This window comes from Cupriavidus sp. YR651 (assembly GCF_900101625.1).
In the GTDB taxonomy this organism is placed as follows: Bacteria; Pseudomonadota; Gammaproteobacteria; order Burkholderiales; family Burkholderiaceae; genus Cupriavidus.
In genome coordinates, this window is sequence record NZ_FMYZ01000003.1 from 324430 (window position 1) to 346189 (window position 21760).

General features: G+C 63.4%; 25 protein-coding genes. 19 read left to right on the forward strand and 6 right to left on the reverse strand.

The window, feature by feature from the left end; translation table 11 throughout:
• Nucleotides 1-57 precede the first annotated feature (57 nt).
• Nucleotides 58-708, reverse strand: a complete 651-nt coding sequence (locus tag BLR29_RS11140) for a DsbA family protein (protein WP_092137029.1) — start codon at nucleotides 706-708, stop codon at nucleotides 58-60.
• A 152-nt stretch (nucleotides 709-860) separates the two neighbouring features.
• On the opposite strand from BLR29_RS11140, the gene BLR29_RS11145 reads away from it, so the two are divergent.
• Entirely contained in the window at nucleotides 861-1772 is a 912-nt protein-coding gene (locus tag BLR29_RS11145) for a LysR family transcriptional regulator (RefSeq protein ID WP_092137030.1), read from the forward strand.
• A 1-nt stretch (nucleotide 1773) separates the two neighbouring features.
• On the opposite strand, the gene BLR29_RS11150 is transcribed toward BLR29_RS11145, so the two are convergent.
• Nucleotides 1774-2289 (reverse strand): cupin domain-containing protein, encoded by a 516-nt coding sequence (locus BLR29_RS11150; protein ID WP_218132683.1) that lies wholly within the window; start codon nucleotides 2287-2289, stop codon nucleotides 1774-1776.
• Nucleotides 2290-2318: 29 nt separating this feature from the next.
• Nucleotides 2319-2810 (reverse strand): RidA family protein, encoded by a 492-nt coding sequence (locus BLR29_RS11155; protein ID WP_092137031.1) that lies wholly within the window; start codon nucleotides 2808-2810, stop codon nucleotides 2319-2321.
• Between the two features lie 296 nt (nucleotides 2811-3106).
• Between BLR29_RS11155 and BLR29_RS11160 the strand changes: the two genes are divergently transcribed.
• From BLR29_RS11160 to BLR29_RS11170, 3 genes are all read left to right on the forward strand, one after another.
• The gene (locus BLR29_RS11160; RefSeq protein WP_092137032.1) at nucleotides 3107-4210 is read left to right on the forward strand and encodes a mandelate racemase/muconate lactonizing enzyme family protein; all 1104 of its coding nucleotides are present in this window, start codon (nucleotides 3107-3109) and stop codon (nucleotides 4208-4210) included.
• Nucleotides 4211-4323: 113 nt separating this feature from the next.
• Nucleotides 4324-5346 carry a TRAP transporter substrate-binding protein gene (locus BLR29_RS11165; protein WP_369804582.1) on the forward strand — a complete coding sequence of 341 codons (1023 nt, stop codon included), beginning with the start codon at nucleotides 4324-4326 and terminating at the stop codon, nucleotides 5344-5346.
• 33 nt (nucleotides 5347-5379) lie between these two features.
• Nucleotides 5380-7257: a TRAP transporter large permease gene (locus tag BLR29_RS11170; RefSeq protein ID WP_092137033.1), complete on the forward strand. Its 1878-nt coding sequence runs from the start codon at nucleotides 5380-5382 to the stop codon at nucleotides 7255-7257.
• Between the two features lie 48 nt (nucleotides 7258-7305).
• On the opposite strand, the gene BLR29_RS11175 is transcribed toward BLR29_RS11170, so the two are convergent.
• Nucleotides 7306-7779, reverse strand: coding sequence for a MarR family winged helix-turn-helix transcriptional regulator (locus tag BLR29_RS11175; protein WP_092137034.1), 474 nt, complete (start codon nucleotides 7777-7779; stop codon nucleotides 7306-7308).
• A 232-nt stretch (nucleotides 7780-8011) separates the two neighbouring features.
• Between BLR29_RS11175 and BLR29_RS11180 the strand changes: the two genes are divergently transcribed.
• The 8 genes from BLR29_RS11180 (at nucleotide 8012) to BLR29_RS11215 (ending at nucleotide 14265) form a co-directional block, all read left to right on the forward strand.
• Complete coding sequence (locus tag BLR29_RS11180; RefSeq protein WP_092137307.1) at nucleotides 8012-8287, forward strand: BufA1 family periplasmic bufferin-type metallophore; 276 nt, start codon at nucleotides 8012-8014, stop codon at nucleotides 8285-8287.
• Nucleotides 8288-8376: 89 nt separating this feature from the next.
• A complete protein-coding gene (locus BLR29_RS11185; protein ID WP_092137308.1) occupies nucleotides 8377-8766 on the forward strand; it encodes a DoxX family protein in 390 nt (129 codons plus the stop codon).
• A 94-nt stretch (nucleotides 8767-8860) separates the two neighbouring features.
• On the forward strand, nucleotides 8861-9622 hold the full coding sequence (locus BLR29_RS11190; RefSeq protein ID WP_092137035.1) for an alpha/beta fold hydrolase: 762 nt from the start codon (nucleotides 8861-8863) through the stop codon (nucleotides 9620-9622).
• Between the two features lie 82 nt (nucleotides 9623-9704).
• Nucleotides 9705-9974: a BufA2 family periplasmic bufferin-type metallophore gene (locus BLR29_RS11195; RefSeq protein ID WP_092137036.1), complete on the forward strand. Its 270-nt coding sequence runs from the start codon at nucleotides 9705-9707 to the stop codon at nucleotides 9972-9974.
• An 83-nt stretch (nucleotides 9975-10057) separates the two neighbouring features.
• Nucleotides 10058-10918: an MNIO family bufferin maturase gene (locus BLR29_RS11200; RefSeq protein WP_092137037.1), complete on the forward strand. Its 861-nt coding sequence runs from the start codon at nucleotides 10058-10060 to the stop codon at nucleotides 10916-10918.
• Nucleotides 10915-11667 carry an HvfC/BufC family peptide modification chaperone gene (locus BLR29_RS11205; protein WP_092137038.1) on the forward strand — a complete coding sequence of 251 codons (753 nt, stop codon included), beginning with the start codon at nucleotides 10915-10917 and terminating at the stop codon, nucleotides 11665-11667. The genes BLR29_RS11200 and BLR29_RS11205 overlap by 4 nt, the downstream gene beginning before the upstream one ends.
• 96 nt (nucleotides 11668-11763) lie before the next feature.
• Nucleotides 11764-12798 carry an alpha/beta fold hydrolase gene (locus BLR29_RS11210; RefSeq protein ID WP_369804595.1) on the forward strand — a complete coding sequence of 345 codons (1035 nt, stop codon included), beginning with the start codon at nucleotides 11764-11766 and terminating at the stop codon, nucleotides 12796-12798.
• A gap of 132 nt (nucleotides 12799-12930) precedes the next feature.
• Nucleotides 12931-14265 (forward strand): acetamidase/formamidase family protein, encoded by a 1335-nt coding sequence (locus tag BLR29_RS11215; RefSeq protein WP_092137040.1) that lies wholly within the window; start codon nucleotides 12931-12933, stop codon nucleotides 14263-14265.
• A 64-nt stretch (nucleotides 14266-14329) separates the two neighbouring features.
• On the opposite strand, the gene BLR29_RS11220 is transcribed toward BLR29_RS11215, so the two are convergent.
• Both BLR29_RS11220 and BLR29_RS11225 read right to left on the reverse strand, forming a co-directional pair.
• Complete coding sequence (locus BLR29_RS11220; RefSeq protein ID WP_092137041.1) at nucleotides 14330-15217, reverse strand: LysR family transcriptional regulator; 888 nt, start codon at nucleotides 15215-15217, stop codon at nucleotides 14330-14332.
• Between the two features lie 577 nt (nucleotides 15218-15794).
• On the reverse strand, nucleotides 15795-16505 hold the full coding sequence (locus BLR29_RS11225) for an SDR family NAD(P)-dependent oxidoreductase (RefSeq protein WP_092137042.1): 711 nt from the start codon (nucleotides 16503-16505) through the stop codon (nucleotides 15795-15797).
• A gap of 316 nt (nucleotides 16506-16821) precedes the next feature.
• Here BLR29_RS11225 and BLR29_RS32810 point away from each other — a divergent pair, with 316 nt between their 5' ends.
• From BLR29_RS32810 to BLR29_RS11255, 7 genes are all read left to right on the forward strand, one after another.
• Nucleotides 16822-17517 carry an MmgE/PrpD family protein gene (locus tag BLR29_RS32810; protein WP_255371182.1) on the forward strand — a complete coding sequence of 232 codons (696 nt, stop codon included), beginning with the start codon at nucleotides 16822-16824 and terminating at the stop codon, nucleotides 17515-17517.
• Nucleotides 17504-18232 carry an MmgE/PrpD family protein gene (locus BLR29_RS32815; RefSeq protein ID WP_255371183.1) on the forward strand — a complete coding sequence of 243 codons (729 nt, stop codon included), beginning with the start codon at nucleotides 17504-17506 and terminating at the stop codon, nucleotides 18230-18232. The genes BLR29_RS32810 and BLR29_RS32815 overlap by 14 nt, the downstream gene beginning before the upstream one ends.
• 25 nt (nucleotides 18233-18257) lie before the next feature.
• Nucleotides 18258-18488: a tautomerase family protein gene (locus BLR29_RS11235; protein WP_092137043.1), complete on the forward strand. Its 231-nt coding sequence runs from the start codon at nucleotides 18258-18260 to the stop codon at nucleotides 18486-18488.
• 30 nt (nucleotides 18489-18518) lie between these two features.
• On the forward strand, nucleotides 18519-18719 hold the full coding sequence (locus BLR29_RS11240) for a tautomerase family protein (protein ID WP_092137044.1): 201 nt from the start codon (nucleotides 18519-18521) through the stop codon (nucleotides 18717-18719).
• Between the two features lie 476 nt (nucleotides 18720-19195).
• On the forward strand, nucleotides 19196-19510 hold the full coding sequence (locus BLR29_RS11245) for a DUF485 domain-containing protein (RefSeq protein ID WP_092137045.1): 315 nt from the start codon (nucleotides 19196-19198) through the stop codon (nucleotides 19508-19510).
• On the forward strand, nucleotides 19507-21180 hold the full coding sequence (gene actP, locus BLR29_RS11250) for a cation/acetate symporter ActP (RefSeq protein ID WP_092137046.1): 1674 nt from the start codon (nucleotides 19507-19509) through the stop codon (nucleotides 21178-21180). Before BLR29_RS11245 ends, actP begins: the two co-directional genes overlap by 4 nt.
• A 28-nt stretch (nucleotides 21181-21208) precedes the next feature.
• Nucleotides 21209-21760, forward strand: coding sequence for a cytochrome b (locus BLR29_RS11255; RefSeq protein ID WP_092137047.1), 552 nt, complete (start codon nucleotides 21209-21211; stop codon nucleotides 21758-21760).

The following is a 21760-nucleotide window of genomic DNA, read 5'->3' on the forward strand; positions in this document are numbered from 1 at the left end:
GATGCTATCGCGCCGCTAGCGGTTGCATGACGGCGCGATGGCGACTGGGTGGATGCGTCAGGCGGCGGCGCTGGTGGCTTGCAGCACATGCTCGAGTTGTTGCGCGATATCGGCAACCGGCGCGTAGCCGGCCGATACGCGATAGAGCTTGCCTGCGTGGCCCAGCACCAGGGCCGGGAAGCTGGAAATGCCCCAGCTACGGGCCGTGCGGAAGTCGTCGACGGTGGCCGTCCTGGCGGCTTCGCTGGCCCACGTTGCCAGGAACGTCTCCACGGCGATGTCATGGCCTTGCCGGGTCAGCGCCTGCGTGGCGACTTCCGCCAGCGTCTTGCCGTCGGTGGTATCGCGCGCGTCGACGTAGAACGCGTGCTGCAGCGCCCGGAAGATCGCCAGCAGATCGGCTTGCGGGGCGAGCTGGCGCGCCGCTACCACGGCACGGCAGATGGGCTCCGTATCGTAGACAAAGTTCTCGCGGGCCACGAAGCCTTCGCGATTGAACGGCAGGCCGCTGGCGGCCTCGACCCGGCTCCAGTGCTGCAGGCGAAACTGCTTGCCGGCATCGTCCAGGATATCGGTGGCGCCCGCGCGGATGCCGCCCACGACGATGCGAAGCGGCAGTTCCGGGAAACGTTCGCGGAGCGCCGTCATTTCCTTGCCGAATCCATAGCACCACGAGCACATCGGATCGCCAACATAGATCAGTTCCATTTTCTTGCCTTTGCTTGCTAGGTCTCCTCGCGGCTGCGTCGTCGAGGAGACGGGATTAGAATGACTTGCTTCGACAAAACCAATGTACTGGCGTTGGGGGTCGTGATGAACGACGTCGAAGCAACAACAGTCATTACACGGTGTCATAGACCATGAAGCGCCAATTCGACGATTTGCAACTGGGCAGCATCGAACTCTTCTGTCTTGCGGCGGAGCTTGGCAGCTTCACCGCCGCGGCCGTCGCCGCAGGCGTCACGCCCGCAGCGGTCAGCCGTAGTGTTTCGCGGCTGGAAGAACGTCTTGGCGCGCGGCTGTTCGTGCGGACGACGCGGCAGATTCGTCTGACCGATGAAGGCCGGACCTACTTCGAGCAGTGCCGCACCGCGCTGGCGGATCTCGTGGACGCCGAGCGGCAGATCAGCCGCCAGCACGCCACGCCCGCCGGGCGCTTGCGCATCAGCCTGCCGACGCCATACGCCCACTATCGGGTGCTGCCGGTATTGCCCGCCTTCAGGGAGCGCTATCCCGATGTCGACGTCGACGTGCATATCAGCAACCGCAACGTCGACTTCGCCGACGATGGCTTCGATCTGTCGGTGCGCGGGCGGGCACCGGAGGACTCCACGCTGATCGCGCGCAAGCTCGAGGACGCCGAAATGGTGGTCGTCGCGACGCCGGCCTACCTCAAGCGACACGGCGTGCCGAAGACGCTGGACGATCTGCTGACGCACGAATGCATCCAGTTCGAACGCCCGAGCAGCGGACGCAGGATTCCCTGGACATTCCAGCAAGAGGGGGAAGAGATCGACATGGTGACCACCGGCTCCTACTCGACCTCCGAGGACGCCCTGGGCGGCGCGACGCTGGCCCGCGCCGGCGCGGGCCTGTTCCAGACTTACCGCTTTGTCGTGGAGCAGGACCTGCGCGACGGCACTCTCGTCGAGGTCCTGCAGGCATATGGCGGCAGCACCCGCCCATTCGTCCTGCTGTATCCCCACGCACGCCACGTCTCGCGCCGCGTACGCGCGTTCGTGGATTTCCTGGTGGAGAAGTTCGAGCCCTAGCCTAGTGGACGTGCGCCTTTTGCCGTGGGTCGTCTTCGGCGTTGACGTAGTCGATCCCCAGCGGGCCATTGCCGCTCACCTGCGTGACGTAGCCACCGGAGCGAGCCCAGTGGAAATGCGGCGTGCCTCCGGGCAGCACGATGACGCTGCCGGGCGGATAGGCGACCAGCCGCTGCGGATTGAATTCGTCGCCGATGCCGATATAGAAGACACCCGAGATCACCGTGTAGATGCGATCTTCCGGATGCACGTGCGGCATCAGCTTCACGCCTGCCGGCACGCTGACGCGCACCACGTAGGGCCCTGCGGCCGACGGGTCCCCGACCAGCACCGATAGTTGCGCGCGTTGCGGAAACGCCGGGAAGGACGACCACTTGATGTCTTCCTGCAGGATGGCGCCGTTGGCCTTGGGCGACAGGCCGGCGGCCGAGGCCGATCCGGCGCCGAGCGCGGCGGCAAGTGCCATTCCGAGGCCCATTCCCAGGCTCAATCCAATTCGTCGGGCAACAGATGCCATGAGATTCTCCGGAAGGTCGGGATGCGCGGTCACGCGCCCTTGATTTGGGCGATGACGACAAGGATGACCGCCGCATTGCCGGGCTGCTGGGTTTGCGAGTACGCCGCGCGTGCGTGGCCGGCCTTGTCCCCGAGCAGGTCGGCGAACAGGTTCGATGCGCCGTCGAGCACCGCCGGCTGGTCCAGGAAACCCGGAGCGCTGGTGACGTAGCCCTCCAGCCTGACGATATGATCGAGGCGCTCGAATCCGCCGCCCAGGTACTTGTCGATCTGGGCCAGCACGTTCAGCGCGGCCAGTTCGGCGGCCTGCTTGCCTTCCTCGACGGTCAGGTCCTTGCCGACCTGTCCTTGCCAGACCACCTTGCCGTCGCGCAGCGGCAGCTGACCGGAAATGAACAGCAGATCGCCGGCACGGCTGACGGCCGTATAGCGGCCCAGTGGCTGCGGCGGCGCGGGCAGGGTCAGCGTCCGGGCGGGGGTCCCGCCGGTAGCGCCGGTGGTCGCAGTCGTCTTGTCGGACATCTCGGTTCTCCTGATGGCTAGGTCGGTCAGATTGAGGTGCCTGCGGCATTTGCTGCGACTGCCGTGGCCTGCCTTGCGTCGAACTATAGGTGCGCCGTTGGCCCCGATAAAGCCGCACGGAAGAACATGAATTGATACACGGCGGAACAAGTCCGCGCCGGCCGTCCGCCATCTGTCAAACAGATAGGGGGTATCCGGAAAAATCGCTACTGGCTCGTCCGGAGCCCTCACTAGAATTCGCCGACACGCATCGTGATGGACACGGAGCGCAATATCGAGATGCAGAAGGTGTAGTGATGAAGATTGCAGCCGTCGAGGCGATTGTTCTGCGTGTGCCGTTCACCGTGGGTGGCAAGTCTGCCGCCGGTGTGTGGGGCAAGGGCGACTTGCAGGCAGCGGACTCGCTCCTGGTAAAAGTGACGTCGGATACCGGCCTGGTGGGCTGGGGCGAGTCTTTCGGCTTTACGGCCATTCCCGCGGTGAAGGCGGTCATCGAGACGATGATCGGGCCCGCATGCATTGGCCTGGATGCGGGCGCGATCGAGTCGATCTCGCAGGACCTGCAACGGCGCTTTCACATCTTTGGCCGCAGTGGTGCCGTGACGTTCGCGCTGTCGGCACTCGACATCGCACTGTGGGACCTGGCCGGCAAGGCGGCGGGCAAGCCGGTGCATGCGCTGCTCGGCGGTGCGCGCCGCACCAGCCTGCCGGCCTATGCGAGCCTGATTCGCTACGCGGATAGTGACGCGATCACGGCGAATATCCACCGCGCGATTGACGAGGGCTACCGCTCGCTCAAGCTCCACGAAGTCGATCTCGCGGTCATTGAAGCGGCCCGCAAGGCGGCCGGTCCCGACGTCGAGATCACCCTCGATGTGAACTGCCCGTGGTCGCTGCGCGAGGCGATTGATATCTCCGCGAAGCTGGAGCCCTTCGGGCTGCGATGGCTGGAAGAGCCGATCTGGCCGCCGGAGAACTATCACGGGCTGGCGGCACTGCGCCGCGCGTCACGCATTCCGGTCGCTGCAGGCGAGAACGCGTCCACGCTGATCGAATTCCAGCAGATGCTCTCGGCCGGCGCGGTCGACTTCGTCCAGCCGAGTCCGGCAAAGATGGGCGGCATCACCGAACTGCGCAAGGTCATGGCACTCGCGGATGCGCACAACGTGGCGGTCATGGTGCATACGTTCTATGACGGTCCGGGGTTGCTCGCCAGCATCCATGCCACCGCTGCACTGGGCGATGCCGGGTCGATGATCGAGTGGCGCTACTTCGATATGGCCGCCGACCTGTATGGCGGCGCCCTGCGCCCACGTGACGGGCACATTGACGTTCCCCAGGGGCCGGGCCTTGGCTTCGACCCCGATCCCGCAGTCATCGAACGCTACCGCGTCGACTGACATTCCTGACGCACGCACGCGTCCCTTTCCAAGAAAAAGAACAACACACGCTGCATCCCCCGCGCTAGCGCGCGGCGGGGTGCTATCGCCATGAAATCCAAAGGAGAACCAAATTGATAGACATTAAGCGTCGACGCATCATCCAGGGTGCCGCGGCCATCGCGGTGGCACCCGCGGCCGCCATCCTGCCGGGACAAGCGCGGGCAGCCGCCGAATTCACGTTCAAGTGCGGCCATGACCTGCCGGTGACGCATGCCATGCACGTCCGGTTGCTCGAAGCTTCCGCGCGCATCAAGACGGAGTCGGGTGGCCGCTTCGACCTCCAGGTGTTCGGCAACAACCAACTGGGCGGGGATACCGATATGCTCGCGCAGACGCGGTCTGGCGGCATGGAGATGGTGCTGATGCCCGAGATCATCCTCGGCACGCTGGTGCCACTGGCTGCGCTCAACGCGGTCGGCTTCGCCTTTGACTCGGAGGAGCGGGCGCATGCCGCGATGGACGGCCAGCTCGGTGCCTTCGTTCGCGGCAAGATCGCTGGCGCGGGACTCGTTGCGTTCGACAACATCTGGGAGAACGGCTTCCGCCAGATCACGAGCAACGCCAAACCAGTGAAGGGGCCTGACGATCTGAAGGGATTCAAGATCCGGGTACCGGTAGCGCCCCTCTGGGTGTCGATGTACAAGGCGTTCGGCGCGGGCCCGACCGCACTGAACCTGAGCGAGCTCTATTCCGCGCTGCAGACCAAGATCGTCGAAGGCCAGGAGAACCCGCTGTCGACGATCTATACCTCCAAGTTCTACGAGGTGCAGAAGTACTGCTCCCTGACCAACCATGTGTGGAACGGCTATTGGCCGGTGATGAACAAGCGGGCCTGGGCGACGGTGCCGCAACCGCTGCAGGAGATCGTGACCCGTCATGTCAACCGCTCTGCAATGGATCTGCGCGCGGACGTGGCCAGGCTGAATGCCAGCCTCGAAACCACGCTTGCGCAAAAGGGGATGACGGTCAATCGCACCGACCCGAAGCCATTCCGCGAAGCGCTGCGCAAGGCGGGTTTCTACGACGAGTGGAAGAAGAAGTTCGGTTCGCAAGCCTGGGATGTGCTTCTGCAGTACGCGCCGGGTCTCGCCTGAGATCGTCGGTCCACTATCGGAAGGAACTACCCCATGGAATCGTCGCTGTCTGACCGCGCCCTTTACGCGAGTCACAACACCGCGCTGTCGCGCGCGAGCCTGAAAGTGGAGCAGTGGATCGGCTGGCTGACCGAATGGCCCGCCGCGTTGCTGATCGTCGCCGAGGTCTTGCTGCTGCTCGCCAATGTCTTCTATCGCTACGTCGTGAGGGACCCGCTGCTTTGGGGCGACGAACTCGCGTCGCTGCTGTTCATCTGGCTGGCGATGCTGGGCGCCACCATTGCCATCCGCCGCGGACAGCATATGCGGCTGACCAGCTTTATCGGGCGACTATCGCCGCGCGCCAGGGCATTCGTCGACACGTTTGGCGATGTGGTGGTGGCGGTGTTCATGATCGCCATGATGCTGCCGGCGTGGGAATACGCGCGTGAGGAATGGGAGATCACGACGCCCGCGCTGGAAATACCGCATACGATTCGCGTCGCGGCGTTGGGGGTGTCGTTCACGCTGATGCTGGTGCTGGTCGTGCTGCGCCTCGTGCGGACGGCCAGGCTGGCGGATCTGACGATTTCCGTGGCGCTGGCTGGCCTTGTCGCGGCGGCCGTCCTCGGCAACACGGCGATGTTCCAGTCCCTGGGCACGCTGAACCTCGTGCTCTTCTTCCTCGTCGGCGTCGGGTTGATGGTCACCGTCGGCGTGCCGATCATGACGGCCTTCGGGCTTTCCACCGTGGCGTACCTGCTCGCGTCAACCCATACGCCGCTGATCGTGGCCGTCGGGCGCGTCGATGAAGGCATGTCCGGGGCGGTGTTGCTATCGGTGCCGCTGTTCGTCTTCCTGGGGGCCCTGATCGAGGCCATGGGACTCGCGGAGGCGATGATCCGGGTGTTGGCCGGCTTGATCGGGCACCTGCGCGGTGGCCTCTCCTATGTGTTGATCGGGGCAATGTATCTGGTGTCCGGCATCTCCGGGTCCAAGGCGGCTGACATGGCCGCGGTGGCGCCCGCGCTCTTTCCGGAGATGAAGCGGCGCAACGAGCATGAAGGCGAGCTTGTCTCCATGCTCAGCGCGTCAGGGGCAATGTCGGAGACGATTCCGCCGAGCCTGGTGCTGATCACGATCGGATCGGTGACCAGCATCTCCATTGCCGCGCTCTTCACGGGTGGCTTCATGCCGGCGATTGTGGGTGCCGTTGCGCTGGCCATCGTGGTCTGGTGGAAGAACCGCAAGCGAGACGTCGCGCAGGCTGCGCGTGCATCGGCGTCCGATGTCATGAAAGCCCTGGTGCACGCGGCGCCGGCCATCGCATTGCCGTTCCTGATCCGTGCGGCCGTGGTGGAGGGTGTTGCCACCGCAACGGAAGTGGCGACCATTGGCGTTGCCTATACCCTGATCGTCGGAGCGATCGTCTACCGGCGCATCGGATGGTCGCGGCTCTACCCGATTCTTGTCGATACCGCGTCGTTGTCAGGCGCGATCCTGTTGATCATCGGCTGCGCGACGGCAATGGCCTGGGCGCTGACCCAGTCGGGATTCTCGACGTTGCTGACCACATGGATGCAGGCCATCCCGGGTGGTGCAGCGGGATTCATGGTGGTGTCGGCGATCGCGTTTGTGGTGCTGGGCAGCTTTCTGGAGGGGATTCCCGCCATCGTGCTCTTCGGCCCGCTGCTGTTTCCTATCGCCAAGTCTGTTGGCGTGCACGAGGTGCATTTCGCCATGGTGGTGGTCTTCGCCATGGGGTTGGGCCTGTTTGCACCGCCGTTCGGCGTGGGATTCTATGCGGCTTGTGCCATCGGCAAGGTCAGCCCCGATCAGGCGATGCGGCGGATCTGGCCGTATCTGGGCGCGCTATTCATCGCGCTCCTGCTGATCGCCACGGTGCCGTGGATCTCGACGGGATTCCTGTAGACGATGGCGCGGCCGATGGAGCCAATAAGGCCAAAGGCCGCGCCATGGCTATGACTTGTCGGACATGGACCGGATCAGGTTGTCGCGCAGCGCGGCGACGGACTGTTGCGTGGTCTGGAATTCGTTTGGCGTCAGGCCGCAGGCGTCCACGAGGTTCATGCTCAGCGCCTTCTCGCGCAGGCGTCGTCCCGCATCGGTCAGGCTCACAACGACCTGTCGCTCATCCGACGGGTCGCGTTGCCGGTCGATGTAGCCCATCGCTTCGAGCTTCTTGAGGATGGGCGTCAGCGTGTTGGATTCCAGGAAGAGCTTCTCGCCCAGGCCGCTCACGGTCTGATGATTCTCCTCCCACAGCGCGATGATGGTGATGTATTGCGTATAGGTCAGGCCGAGCGCCTTCAGGATCGGCTGGTAAGCCTTGCCGAAGGCAAGGTTTGCCGAATAGACGGCAAAGCAGAGGAAATCCGCAAGCCGCGGATTGTCAGCGGCGCTCTTTTTGGCGGCGGCGTTGGTGCGTTTCATAGGGTCGTGAATGGGTAATTGCTGTCTGTATCAGTCTGTATCCGGGACACATTATAACTACATCGCATCCGATTTAATCGATAGGGTTGACATCCGTTTTTCCTCGCGTATTATCCATCGCATCCGATGCAATCGAATGCGATTTCAAAACGAATTCGAACCCATTTTCTTCAGCACCGTTCAGGCACCGGATCTGTTTTCTGACTCTCGACGTTTGACCAAGGAAATCACCATGAAGCGTTCCCATGCAGCCCTCGCGGCCACCCTCGCTATTTCCCTCAACGCCCTCGCGGGCATGGCGCATGCCGCGGAGCCGGCCAAGGCCACGGAAAAGTGCTACGGCGTGGCGCTGGCGGGAAAGAATGATTGTTCGGCCGGTGCGGGCACGTCCTGCGCGGGCACGTCCAAGAAGGACTACCAGGGCAATGCCTGGGTGATGGTGGAGAAGGGCACTTGCACGCAGATCAAGACGCCCAAGGGTCACGGCTCGCTGAAGGCCATCCAGTGACGACTCGCACAGGCCACGGTGCGGGCATCTCCGCACCACAGCGTGCCGAGGCAGGGATCGGACCGGCGACCGCCGCGCTGCAGCGCCTGATGCCGCAAGCCTTGTTGCTGCTGGTTGCGCGACTCGGCATCGCCTCGGTGTTCTTCCTGTCGGGGCGGACGAAGGTGGATGGACTGCTGGCGATCAAGGCGTCGACCTACGAACTGTTTGCCTCCGAGTACGCGTTGCCGCTGATCCCGAGCGAACTCGCCGCGCAACTGGCGACGTGGTCCGAGCATCTGTTTCCGATCCTGCTTGTGCTCGGGCTGGCCACGCGTCCCGCAGCCGCCGCGCTGTTGGGCATGACGGCGGTGATCGAGATCTTCGTTTACCCCGACGCCTGGCCAACGCATCTCAGCTGGGCCGGCCTGCTGCTGCCCCTGATTGCCTACGGCGGCGGGGCCTGGTCGCTGGATCACGTTCTGGGGCGCCGCCGTTAGCACGCCGATGCGTGCCCGGTAGCGCCACGGATTCCCGCGACAAACCGATTTCTTTCGTAAAACAAGGGCCTCTGCGGCCCGATGGAGAAACAAAGTGCGATTTACCTCCACGCTAGCCATCGCCATGGCGCTGGCAATACCCACGTTCGCTTCGGCGGCAGAGCCGGCCGCGCCGCCGGGGGCCAAGAACATCGTCCTGGTGCACGGGGCGTTTGTCGACGGTTCGGGTTGGCGCGTCGTGCACGACATCCTGATCCACAAGGGCTACAAGGTCAGCGTCGTGCAGCTCCCGCATACGACGCTGAGCGAAGACGTTGCCGCCGCGCGCGATCTGGTCGATGAGCAGGACGGCCCGGTGGTGCTGGTCGGCCACAGCTACGGCGGCTCCGTGATTACGATGGCCGGCGCACGCGGCAAGGTGAAGGCGCTCGTCTACGTGGCCGGCCTGCAGCCGGACGTTGGCGAGAGCGTCGCGCAGCTTGCCGCTTCCATGCCGGCGGCCAGCGACGATGTCCGTACCACCCGCGATGGGCATCTCTACTTCGATCGCGCCAAGTTCGGCGCGGACTTTGCCGGCGACCTGACGACCAATCGCACGGACTTCATGGCCGCCTCCCAGGTGCCGGTGACGTCCGCGGCGTTTGCCGCCGGCGCATGGACCGCCGCGTGGCACGACAAGCCCAGCTACGGCATCGTCGCCACAGAAGATCGCGCCCTGAATCCCGACCTGCAACGCTGGATGTACAAGCGCGCCGGTGCCAAGGTCACCGAAATCAAGGCCAGCCATGCCGTCTACATCTCGCAGCCCGAAGCCGTCGCACAGGTGATCGAGGAAGCGGCACGCAACGTGAAGTAACCGGAAGATCGGACGGGCGCCTCGCTCTTCCGTACTTCCTGCCATCCGGCACCCCCCACTGATTCAATCCAGGAGAAATTTCATGTCCATGATCAAGAAATCCAGCGCCAGCATCGCCGCCGCCGCCGCTCTCATCGCCATGGCGTCGATCTCGATCGCCAGCCCGGCGCAAGCCGCCGGCAAGGAAGAACCGGGCCGCTGCTACGGCGTCAACAGCTGCAAGGGCACCAGCCTCTGCGCCACCGCCAAGAACGATTGCAAGGGCCTGAACGAATGCAAAGGCAAGGGCGTGCTGGTCAAGCCCAAGTCGGAATGCCTGAAGGCCGGCGGCACGCTGACCGAGCCGAAGTAAGAAGCCTCCGTCCCGGCGCGGTGGTTCACCGCGTCGGGCCGGCCATGCATTGACGCTTATTGACGTTTTTCCGAGTACGAACCATGCCCGCTCACAGTCTGCCTTTCGCCGGCTACGGCCTCGGCCTGCGCAAGGAACACTACCGTGACTTCCTGGAGACTGACGTTCCCGTCGATTTCGTGGAAGTCATCTCCGAGAACTTCATGGTCAGCGGGGGCCGGCCTCGCCATGTGTTGCGCGAAGTCCGCAGCCGCTATCCGGTGGTGCTGCATGGTGTCTCGATGTCGGTGGGCTCGTCCGACGGGCTCGACCGTGATTACCTGAAGCGCCTGAAAGCCCTCGTCGACGAGATCGAGCCGCTCTACGTATCCGATCACCTGAGCTGGTCCCGCGTCGGCGGCTTCAACTCGCATGACCTGTTACCGCTGCCGTACACGGAAGAAGCCCTCGATATCGTCTGCGCCAACATCGGGATGGCGCAGGACGCGCTGGGCCGCACCATGCTGTTCGAGAATCCGTCGAGCTATCTCAGCTTCGATGACAGCGACATGAGCGAGTGGGAGTTCATCGCCGCCATGTGCAGGCGCACCGGCTGCAACCTGCTGCTGGACGTCAACAATGTCTATGTGAGCGCGACGAACAACGGATTCGACGCGCACGCCTATCTGGCCGGCATCCCCGCTGCGCACGTGCGCCAGATTCACCTTGCCGGCCATAGCCATGGCCGCGACCTGCTGATCGATACCCACGACAGCGCGGTCTGCGACGCGGTGTGGAAGCTCTACGCCGAGGCGAGAGCCCGCGTTGGCAACGTGGCGACGATGATCGAGCGCGACGACGATATCCCGCCGCTTGCCGACTTGCTGGCCGAACTGTCGACGGCACGTGCCATCGGCGCCCGCGGCTACGACGCCGCGCCCGCCCTTGCCGTGGAGGCGTCATGAGTCTGGCCGCACTTCAACAGGATTTTCAGGCGTGGCTGACGCGGTCATCGCCGGTGGCGGCACGCCGTCTGCGTTCCGGCGCCGCGCCGGGCCTTGCCGTCTACCAGAACAACTATCGCGCCCAGTTGGTGGGCTGCCTCGAGTCCTCGTATCCGGTGGTGCGCGAATGGCTGGGCGACGAGACGTTCCTGGCTGCCGCCATCGCCCATATCAACAGTCATCCGCCGTACGCCTGGACGCTCGATGCCTATGCCGATGACTTTGGCGAGACGCTGGTGGCGCAGTACCCCGACAACCCGGATCTGCATGAACTCGCGTGGATCGAGCTGGCGTTATCGCAGGCGTTCGTCGCGGCCGACGCGGTGCCGATCTCCACGCAGGACCTTGCGGATCTCGACTGGGACGCCGCGCGGCTGCGCCTGACGCCCTCGCTGATGATGCGGACGGCGACGACCAATGCCGAACAGATCTGGACCGCGATGCGCGACGGCGCGCCGACGCCCGAGGGCGAGATGCTGGAAGCCCCGGGCGGCCTGATCGTCTGGCGCCGCGAGTTTTCCTGCTTTCTGCGGCATGTCGACGCGGTGGAGCGCGACGCGCTCCTGCATCTGCAGCAGAACGGCAGCTTCTCCGAGCTTTGCGATCACCTGGTCCAGCAACTCGGCGATGTGGATGGCATCGCCAGGGCCGGAGCGCTGCTTGCCGACTGGGTGAGCAACGGGCTCATCACCGGCGTGACATTGGATTGAGTGTTTGGGATGGAACGTTCGGGATCGATCGTTTGCTCCCGACTAACCTTGAGGAATGACATCGTGTCCGAGAAAAACCTTTCCCGTCGCCGGTTCTTGCTGACTGGTGCAGCCGGCGTGGCCGGCGCCACGCTGGCCGCCAGCGCGCCGGCCTTCGCCGCCAAGGCGGCCCAGGGCGTGACGGACGCCGCCGCCGCCGCCGTCACGGGCGGCGCGTTGCGCCATCTGTCCGTCCGCCAGGTGCGGACGGAATTGCTCGATATCGGCTATCACGAGGCGGGGCCCGAGAACGGCCGGCCGGTGATCCTGCTGCATGGCTTCCCGTATGACATCCACAGCTATGTGGATGTGGCCCCGATGCTCGCCGCGCGCGGCTATCGCGTGATCGTCCCGCATTTGCGCGGACACGGCACCACGCGCTTCCTCAGCGCGTCGACGCCGCGCTCGGGCCAGCAGGCGGCGATTGGCGAGGACGTGATCGCGCTGATGGACGCGCTCCATATTCCGGAAGCGGTGCTCGCCGGCTACGACTGGGGTGGGCGCGCGGCGTGTGTGGTCGCCGCGCTGCGGCCATCGCGCTGCGTCGGGCTGGTTTCCGTGAATAGCTATCTGATCCAGGACATCGCGCGCGCGACGCAGCCCCTGCCGCCGCAGGTCGAATGGGGCCTCTGGTATCAGTTCTACTTCCAGACTGAACGCGGCCGCAAAGGGCTGGAGGCGAGTCGCAACGATATCGCCCGCATTCTCTGGAAGAACAACTCGCCGACCTGGCAGTTCGATGACGCCACGTTCGTGCGCGCGGCCGAAGCGTTCAACAACCCCGACTACGTCGAGATCGTGATCCATTCCTACCGGCATCGACTAGGTCTGGCGCCCGGCTATCCGCTGTATGAAGACGCGGAGAGAAAGCTGGCGAAGTTGCCGGCGATCACGGTGCCCAGCATCACGCTGGATGGGATGGCTGACGGCGTGGTGCCGGCGACGGACGGCAAGGGGCAGGCCGCCCGTTTCGCGGGCCCCCGCATCCATCGCCAGATCCCCGGCGTTGGCCATAACCTGCCGCAGGAAGCGCCCCAGGCCTTTGTCGATGCGGTGAGCGAGTTGGTGGCCGGCGGCAAATGGCGCACGTGATTCGGTGTATGTGATTGGCGCAGGAAGCAAGACGTCCTGCGGCACGAACTCCTGCAGGCGATGCGCCGGCATCGCCGCGCCCCCCATTCCGGCCGGTGATTCGCACCTGGCCCCACTCCAAGGAGACACGTTATGACAACGAATTCCCTCAACGCCTTGAGCGACCAGTCCCCCACAAACTGGCTGCGCGTCACCCGCTACACCCAGGGCGTGATCGGTCCGAGCCAGAAGATGCTGGGGCCGCTTGCCAACGGCGGCACGCTGGTCACGGGCACGCCGCCCGGCTGCTGGGGCCCGATGATCACGCCATCCTTCCAGGGCGGGCACGAGGTCACGCAACCCGTTGCCATTGAGGGCGCCGAGATCGGCGACGCCGTTGCGTTGAAGATCCAGCGCATGACGGTGACGTCGTTCGCTACCTCGTCAGGCGTGATGAAGTTCGTCGAAGGCCGCTATACCGGCGATCCGTTCGTCCATAAGTTCTGCGCCGAATGTGGCACCGAGCATCCCGCGAGCCATGTCGAGGGCATTGGCGAGATGGCGATCCGCTGCAATCACTGCGGCGCGGAAGTCAATGCATTCCGCTTCGGCCACGGCTACGTCATCGTGCTGGATCACGAGAATCAAGTCAGCCTGACCGTCAATCAGGACGTCGCGAACCGGCTGGCCGGCAACGCGTCCGAGATGTCCGCCTTGCCCGAACTGGCCGCGCAGCACTCGATCCTGTCGCTGGCGCGCGCCGACATGCCCGGCGTGGCATCGCGCATGCGCCCGTTCCTGGGCAACATCGGCACCACGCCGTCGCGCGACCTTCCGGATTCCCATAACTGCGCGGATTTCGGTCAATACCTGATCGACGCGCCGCATCGCTATGGCATGAGTGAAGCCGATCTGCACGCGGCCAAGACCGATGGCCATATGGATACCAATGCGGTGCGCGAAGGCTGCATCCTGATCTGCCCGGTCAAGGTGCCCGGCGCCGGCGTTTACATGGGCGACATGCATGCGCAGCAGGGCAATGGCGAAATCGCCGGCCATGCGACGGATGTATCCGGCGAGACGGAACTGACCGTGGAGGTGATCAAGGGCCTGACGATCGATGGCCCGATCCTCCTGCAGAACCTGGAAGACCTGCCGCCGCTGGCCCGGCCGATGTCAGCGCTGGAGACCCAGAAGGTGCGCGAACTGGGTGCGCGCTGGGGTCAGCGCGACATCGAGGAATCTGGTCCGATTACCTTTATCGGCAGCGGGCCGGATCTCAACGCGGCGACCAAGAATGGCCTCCAGCGTGCCGCCGACGTGACCGGTCTGCCCTATGACGAGGTCCTCAATCGCGCGACGATTACGGGGTCGATCGATATCAGCAGGCTGCCCGGCACGGTCCGCGTGACCTTCCTCTGTCCGCTGAACGTGCTTGACCGCATCGGCATCGGTCATCTGGTGCGGGAGAAGTATCAGCTGGGCTGATACGCGATGCGTCCGTTGTGCCGCCGAAGCTGGTGGCACAACGGACGGGCGTGAGCGAAGTGGCTTATGCAGCCGCCATCAATGTAGAGAACTGAGAGCGCGCCGCGTTGACGAATGCCGTCATCGCGGTCGAGACGTAGGCGTCGCGGCGCCTTACGAGAAGCGTCTCGACGTGAGCCTTGTCAGGCGATAGTTCGTGAAGCGAAACCAGACCCTGCTGCGCGGCGGCTGCCACCACGCCACGCGGGAGCAGCGTGATGCCGATCCCCCCTGCAACGCAGGCGATGATCGCATCGAGCGAGCCAAACTCGAGCGGCGTGCTCACCAGGATGCCCATTTCCGCCAGCAGGACTTCCAGCCGCTGGCGGTAAGAGCATCCCAGCCGGAACACGATGACGCGGAGATCCTGCACTGACGGCAGGGCATCCAGCGAGGCGATGGTCCGTGGTGTCACCAGGACGAGTTCCTCCTGGTAGATCGCTTCGCTGCAAAGATCGGGATGGTCGACGGGGCCGGCGATGAATGCGGCGTCGAGGCGACACTCGACGACATCCGCCGCCAGGCTGCAGGTCGTTCCGGTGGTCAGGGACAGCCTCACTTGCGGATATCGGCGGGCGAAATTGCTGAGCATGGGAGAAAGGCGCAGCGCCGCCGTCGTCTCCAGCGTCCCCAGCACCAGCGAACCGCTGGGCGGGCCGTCATCCATGGCGGCCTGTCGGGCGTCCGATACCAGCTTGGCGATCCGGGCCGCATACGGGAGCATGCGCTGTCCGGCCGGCGTCAGGCTCACGCCGCGCACATGGCGCTGGAACAGCGCGACGCCCACCTCTCTTTCCAGCGCCCGGATCCGGGCGGTGACATTGGACTGTACGGTGTGCAGCGCCGTCGCCGCCCGATTCATGCTGCCGTGGCGGGCAACTGCTTCAAAGAACCTGAGGTCGGCTACATCCATGTTCTTTCCCTCTGTCAGCTACATCCATCTTGCGCAGCACGTCGTTCAGGGATGCTCGTCGCTGAACGCATCGGCATGCGTTGACGCGGAAGATCGCCGGGCGAGTGTACGGCATCGTTTGCGTGTCTGCTGTGGGCACCTGTCGGCGATTCACCGGCAATGTGCGCGTGCGGGCATCGTTGAGCCAGATACCCAACACCGCATCCCTCACGCGTTCTCGGCGCCATACGCGGGAGAACGCCGGTAATCCGGCGCTTTTCGCGGCAAGTTGGCAACCATGAAGCGCTTGCAGGGCGACGTCCGCCCACGCGCTGGTATCTGGTTTCCAGATACCTCCTATCGCCACAAATCGTCGGCGCCGGGCAGTTGGGTGCCAGAGAATTGGCGCCAGCCTACCCGCACATCACGCGCATCTGCATGATGTGCTCGCTCTGCCGGGAGACTGGGCAGGGGCATTGGGTAGGAGCTTGCTTCAAAATGAAGCGAAGCGGTCCTGGCTAGGCGCGCGGCCGCAGACAGTACAAGTGGTACGGCCAGGCCGCGCAACGACGCCAGGATCTTTTTGAAGCGAGCTCTATCAGTGACCGGCGCTTTGGCCGCCGTCGACGTGCAGGATTTCTCCGGTCACGAAGGGCGCGGAATCCAGATACAGGACCGCGTCGACGATATCGCTCATCTCGCCCATGTGGCCGACCGGGTGCAGGGCGCCCAATGCCTCGTGCGTTTCCGGCGCGTGCATCGGAGACTTGATGATGCCGGGAGATACGGCGTTGGCGCGGATGCCGGTCTTGGCATACTCGATCGCCAGCGACTTGGTGGCGGCGTTCAGGCCACCCTTGGTGAGCGACGCGAGCACCGACGGCACGCCGCTGATGGCGTGATCGACCAGGCTGGTGGTGATGCTGACCACGTGGCCGCTCTTGTTCTTCTCCATCTCGGCGATGGCAAGTTGCGTGATATGGAAGAAGCCCGACAGGTTGATGCCCGTTACCGCCGCGTAGTCTTCGGCCGTGTAGCTGGTGAACGGCTTGGCCACGAAGATGCCGGCGTTGTTGACGAGCGTGTCGACGCGGCCGAACTTGGCCACGGCTTCAGCGATGACGCGGCGCGCCGTCGCGGGATCGGCAAGATCCCCGGCTACCGTCAGCAGGTTCGGATTGTCCGACGGCTTGATGCTGCGTGCGGTGGCCACGACACGATAGTTGCGCTTCAGGAAAGCGCTGACGATCTCAGCGCCGATGCCTTGCGATGCGCCCGTAACAACGACGACTTTCTGTGCTGCACTCATTGCAAACCTCCAGGGGTAATGGGTTTCGGCGGGATGCCGATCGGGCCAGTCGGCCCCGATGAGTCCTAATTTAGGCGCATCGGCTTCAATTTCTAATACCCAGGTCGGACAAACACTTTTGCGTGGCGAGAACAAGTCCCCCGCTGCCAGAAGTGCTGTTGTCGGGGGCGCGCCATCTCCCTGCCAGATAGCCCTATGCCATCAATTCGTTTGGGATCCGGGTCGGCGTCTGCCACCGTTAAGGCAGCCTCGACCGCGGGAACGCGCCGCTTCCTGGCGGTGGCAGAGGTGAATCGATCAAGAGGGGACTTGAGAAATGAGTTCAGCTACAACCGTCCAGCGCATCGCCCGGTTTGCGTACGATGCCAGCCCGGACGATCTGACGCCCGAGGCAAGACGGCTCTTCAAGCGCAATATCCTGGACAGCCTGGGTTGTGCCATCGCCGCGCTGCCGGGGCCGCCGTTCCAGGCGTTGCGCGCACAGTTTGACGAGTACCGGTCGGCGGGGACTTGCTCGCTGATCGGCGGCGGGACCACTTCGCCGGATCAGGCGGCGCTCTACAACGCCGGGCTGGTGCGCTATGTGGATTTGCTGGACAGCTATATGTCGCCGGGCGGGCTTTGCCATCCGAGCGATAACTTCGGCGCCGTGCTGGCCGCGGCGGAGCATGCCTCGGCGAGTGGCGAGGCCTTCATGCTGGCGCTCGCGGTGGCCTACGAAATCCAGTGCCGGATCACGGCCATCGTCCCGGTCATGGCCAAGGGCTTCAATCACGCCATCCAGCTGGCGATTTCCGCGGCGGCCGGCTCCGGCAAGCTGCTGGGCCTCGGCGCGGGGCAAATCGCCAATGCCATCGCCATCGCGACCGTCGACAACATTTCCCTGACCTGTGTGCATTCCGAGCCCGTATCGCAATGGAAGGGTTTCTCCCCGGGGGATGACGGGGATGCGGGCCGTCTATTCGGCATCGCTGGCCAAACGGGGATTCACCGGGCCCATGCGGCTGTTTGAAGGCCCCAATGGCCTGGTTCGGATGTTCGACCAGCCCATCGATGTCGACTGGGATGATGCGACGCTCGGCGTGATCCACCAGACCGTCATGAAGAAATATTGCTCGCTGATTCACGGCCAGCCGGTACTGGAAGTCACGCTGGATCTCAAGCGGCGACATGGCCTGACCGGCGATGACATCGAAGCCGTGACATGCGACATCTTCCAGACCGGATTCGATATCGCGGGCGGCGGCGGTTTTGGTGCCAAAGACCATCCGCAGACCAAGGAACAGGCCGACTACAACCTCAAATACCTGATCGCCGCCGCATTGCTTGATAACCAGGTGGGCCCCGCACAGCTGGAACCGGAGCGTGTTCAGGCGGCCGATGCGCAATCGTTGCTCCGGCGGGTCGTGATCCGACCGGACAGCGTGTTCACCGCGCAATATCCCCACGCATTGAATACGCGCGTCACGATCCGCTGCAAGGACGGGCGCGAATTCTCGAAGGAACACGTCGGGTTCGAGGGCGGCCTGGAAAACCCGCTCACATGGGACCGGACGGTGGAGAAATTCCACTGGCTCAGCGAGCCGTACGCCGATAGCCAGCTTCGACATCGGATTATCGAGATGGTCGAAGACCTGGAGCAACACTCGGTCGCCGAGCTAATGGCGCTCATGACAGCGGTTCATCCGCGGGCGACATATCCAGCTCGCCACGCGGGAATTCAGTAAATGGCAATTCACTCAGGAGATAAACATGGCCTTGATTTCATGTGACATGCGTTTTGGCAGGACCGATGAACAGAAACGGAAACTCGCTGCCGGCTTGATCCGGGTGGTCAGTGAGGCGACCGGTGAAACGCGCAATGACATTTTCTTTGTCATTCGGGAAGGGCGCGGCATCAACTTCGTGGAGCACGGCGAGCATCTTCCGGATTATGTCGACGGGGGCGCCGGCGACAAGGAACTCCTCAGCCGGCTCAAGTAAGTCACATCAGAAATAAACAAGGAGACAACCATGCCTTTCATCGAGTGCCACATTTCCGCCGGCCTGACCACGGAGCGGCGTCACAAGCTGATCAGGGATATCGTGCAGATCACCCACGAGGCGATCGGCTCGGACCCCAAGATCATCAATGTGGTGTTGCATGAGCACCCAGCGGGCAATCTCAGCGTATCGAGCCGGATCGAGGGCGAGACCAGCAGCGGTCGATCTTGATCGTCCGGCGCCCATAACGTCACACGACCATATTTGGCGGCCGTCGGGGTTTGCCCTGACGCGCCGCCAGAGTCTGGCAAGCGCCGCCCACGAATCCCGCCGGGCCAGTGGCGGCAAATACACTGGCAAATTCCCTTGCTACCCCGGATGAGACCGCCTTTTCACAGTGAACGGGTGGCGATTCCACACGCCCGCACGCGTCCGACGAATCATCAACAGTGATGCATGGCATCACTAATTATCGTTGTACATGATTTCTGTGCCCACCTATCGTCCAGTCACGGAGGTGAGATTGACGGGCTCAACGGTTCCCACTTTCCGCGAGCCCGATGCAGCAAGACGACCTGCGGCGAATGCCATCCACAACAGGTTGGAGATCCGGATGTAATCGCGCCGTGAATGGTCCTGGCAGCAAGCTGGCTACGTCAGCACCCAGCCCGGCACCCGGCGTATCAGACCTACAAAAAGGAGGAGACATGCAGGGACCCGCTTCTTATTCCGCTGTTCAACATAACCCGTCGTTTTGTGAGTTCGTGAAGCGCAGAAAGCAATTCACGGCGCTGCTCTCCCTGGCGATCGTGGTGCCGTATTGCGCCTTCATTCTGGTTGCCGCCTTGACGCCGCATGTGCTGGTCATGCGGATCTCCGAAGCCAGCCATATCACGATTGGCTGGCCGATTGGTCTCGCACTGATTTTCGTGTCGTGGCTGCTGACTGGCTGGTACGTGCTTCGCTCGAACGGAGAATTCACGCAACGCCTCGATGCCATTGTTCTGGAGTTGAAGAAATGAGGTTTCTGGCCACGCTCTCGATTTCCGCGATGCTTTCAGCATCCGCTTCTGCCGTCCATGCCGCGCCGGCACTTTCGGCAACTGCCCAGACGCAGCCCATTAACGTTATCGCGATCGCGATGTTTCTGGTGTTCGTGGTGGCCACGCTCGGGGTCACCTACTGGGCGGCATCGAAAACCAAGTCGCTTGACGCCTTCTACAACTGCGGCGGCGGCATTTCCGGTTTCCAGAATGGCCTTGCGCTGGCTGGCGACTACATGTCCGCCGCGGCCTTGCTGGGGGTCACCAGCATGATTTACTACAGCGGCTACGACGGCTTCATTTACTCGATCAGCTTTTTCGTCGCCTGGCCCCTGCTCCTGTTTCTGTTCGCGGAAAAGATTCGCAACCTCGGACGGATCACGATCTCCGATATCGCCGCTTACCGGTTGGACCAGGACAAGGTCCGCACGATGATGGCATTCGGCTCGCTGACGGTCGTCTGCTTCTATCTGGTGGTGCAGATGGTCGGGGCCGGGCAACTGATTCAACTGCTGTTTGGCCTGGACTACAACTACGCGGTGATCTGCGTCGGTCTGCTGATGATTGTCTACGTCACCTTCGGCGGCATGGTCGCCACGACATGGGTGCAGATTATCAAGGCCGCATTGCTGCTGGTCGGCGGAACGTTGCTGGCATGCCTCGCGCTCGCCAAGTTTGGTTTTTCATTCGACACGCTGGCCGGCAAGGCCGCGAGCGCCCACAAGAATGGCTTGAAGATCATGGCACCCGGGCCGCTTGCCGCCGATCCGGTCTCGATGTTTTCACTCGCCATGGGACTCGTGTTTGGCACTGCCGGCCTGCCGCATATTCTGATGCGCTTCTTTACGGTCCCCAATGCGCAGGAAGCCCGTAAATCGGTGTTCGTCGCCACCGGGTTTATCGGCTTCTTCTTCGTGGTGGTGGCCATTCTGGGTTTGTCGGCCATCGTGATCGTCGGTCAGGACCCCGCCTTTTTCGAAGGCGGGCTTATTGGCGGCAAGCTGATCGGTGGTAGCAACATGCCTGTGATGCACCTTGCGAAAGCCCTGGGTGGCGATATCTTCCTCGGCTTCCTGTCCGCCGTCGCCTTCGCCACGATTCTGGCGGTCGTCGCGGGATTGACGATGGCCGGCACCTCCGCCATTTCACACGACTTGTATGCGCATGTCATCCGGAAAGGCCGCGCGACGCCAGCGCAGGAAATGCGTGTATCGCGTATCGCTTCCGTCTGCATCGGCATCGTCGCGGTGGTTCTTGGCATGGTGTTCAAGGACCAGAATATCGCCTTCCTTGTGGCGTTGACGTTCGGCGTGGCGGCATCCGTCAATTTTCCGATTCTGGTGCTCTCCATTTACTGGAAGGGGCTCACGACACGCGGAGCGATCCTCGGTGGTGTGACAGGGCTGGTGTGTTCGGTCACGCTCGTGATTCTCTCGCCGGCGGTCTGGGTGAAGGTTCTGGGCCACCAGAGTGCGATCTTCCCGCTCGATTACCCCGCGATCATCTCGATGAATGTGGCGCTAGTGGTGACGTGGCTGGGTTCGATCACGGATCGCAGCAGTCGGGCCAATCAGGAGCGCAACGATTTCGGCGATCAGTTCGTCCGTGCTCAGACTGGTATCGGCGCCGCACAGGCCGTCTCCCATTAAGCGCATCCGTCGAATACGAGGAGTCACCATGAAACTTCGTGATACCGGGTTGGGATTTTCTCCCATCACCATTTTGATTCATTGGATCGTGGCAGGCCTTGCAGCATGGATGATCTGGTCCGGGCTTTCCGCCACTTATGGAGACGCAGGCGGCAAGGCCGGCATGGTCTACCTCCACAGCATTGCGGGCGTGGTCATTTTCATTATCTCGACCTACCGTCTGTGGGCCCGCTTGTCGTCCTATCATCCGCTGCCGATCGGGTCGCCCAATCCCATCGAGGTGATGGTCAGTCGCTCGGTGGCCGTCGGACTGGCGCTTGCGCCCGTGCTGTTGCCATTGGACGGCTGGCTGATGATGTCGGCTGCGGGCAAGGCGATCACGCTGCCCGGCGGCATCGTGCTCCCCGCGCTGATCCGCCCCAACGTGGAGGTTGAACAAGTCGCGCGGCTGCTTCACAAGATCGGCGCGTATGCATTTATGGCCGGGCTGGCGCTGCATATCTTTGGCGCCGTCAAACACCATTTTGTGCTGAAGAACGATACGGTGCGGCGCATGCTGGGCAAACGGGTGGAGCTTTGA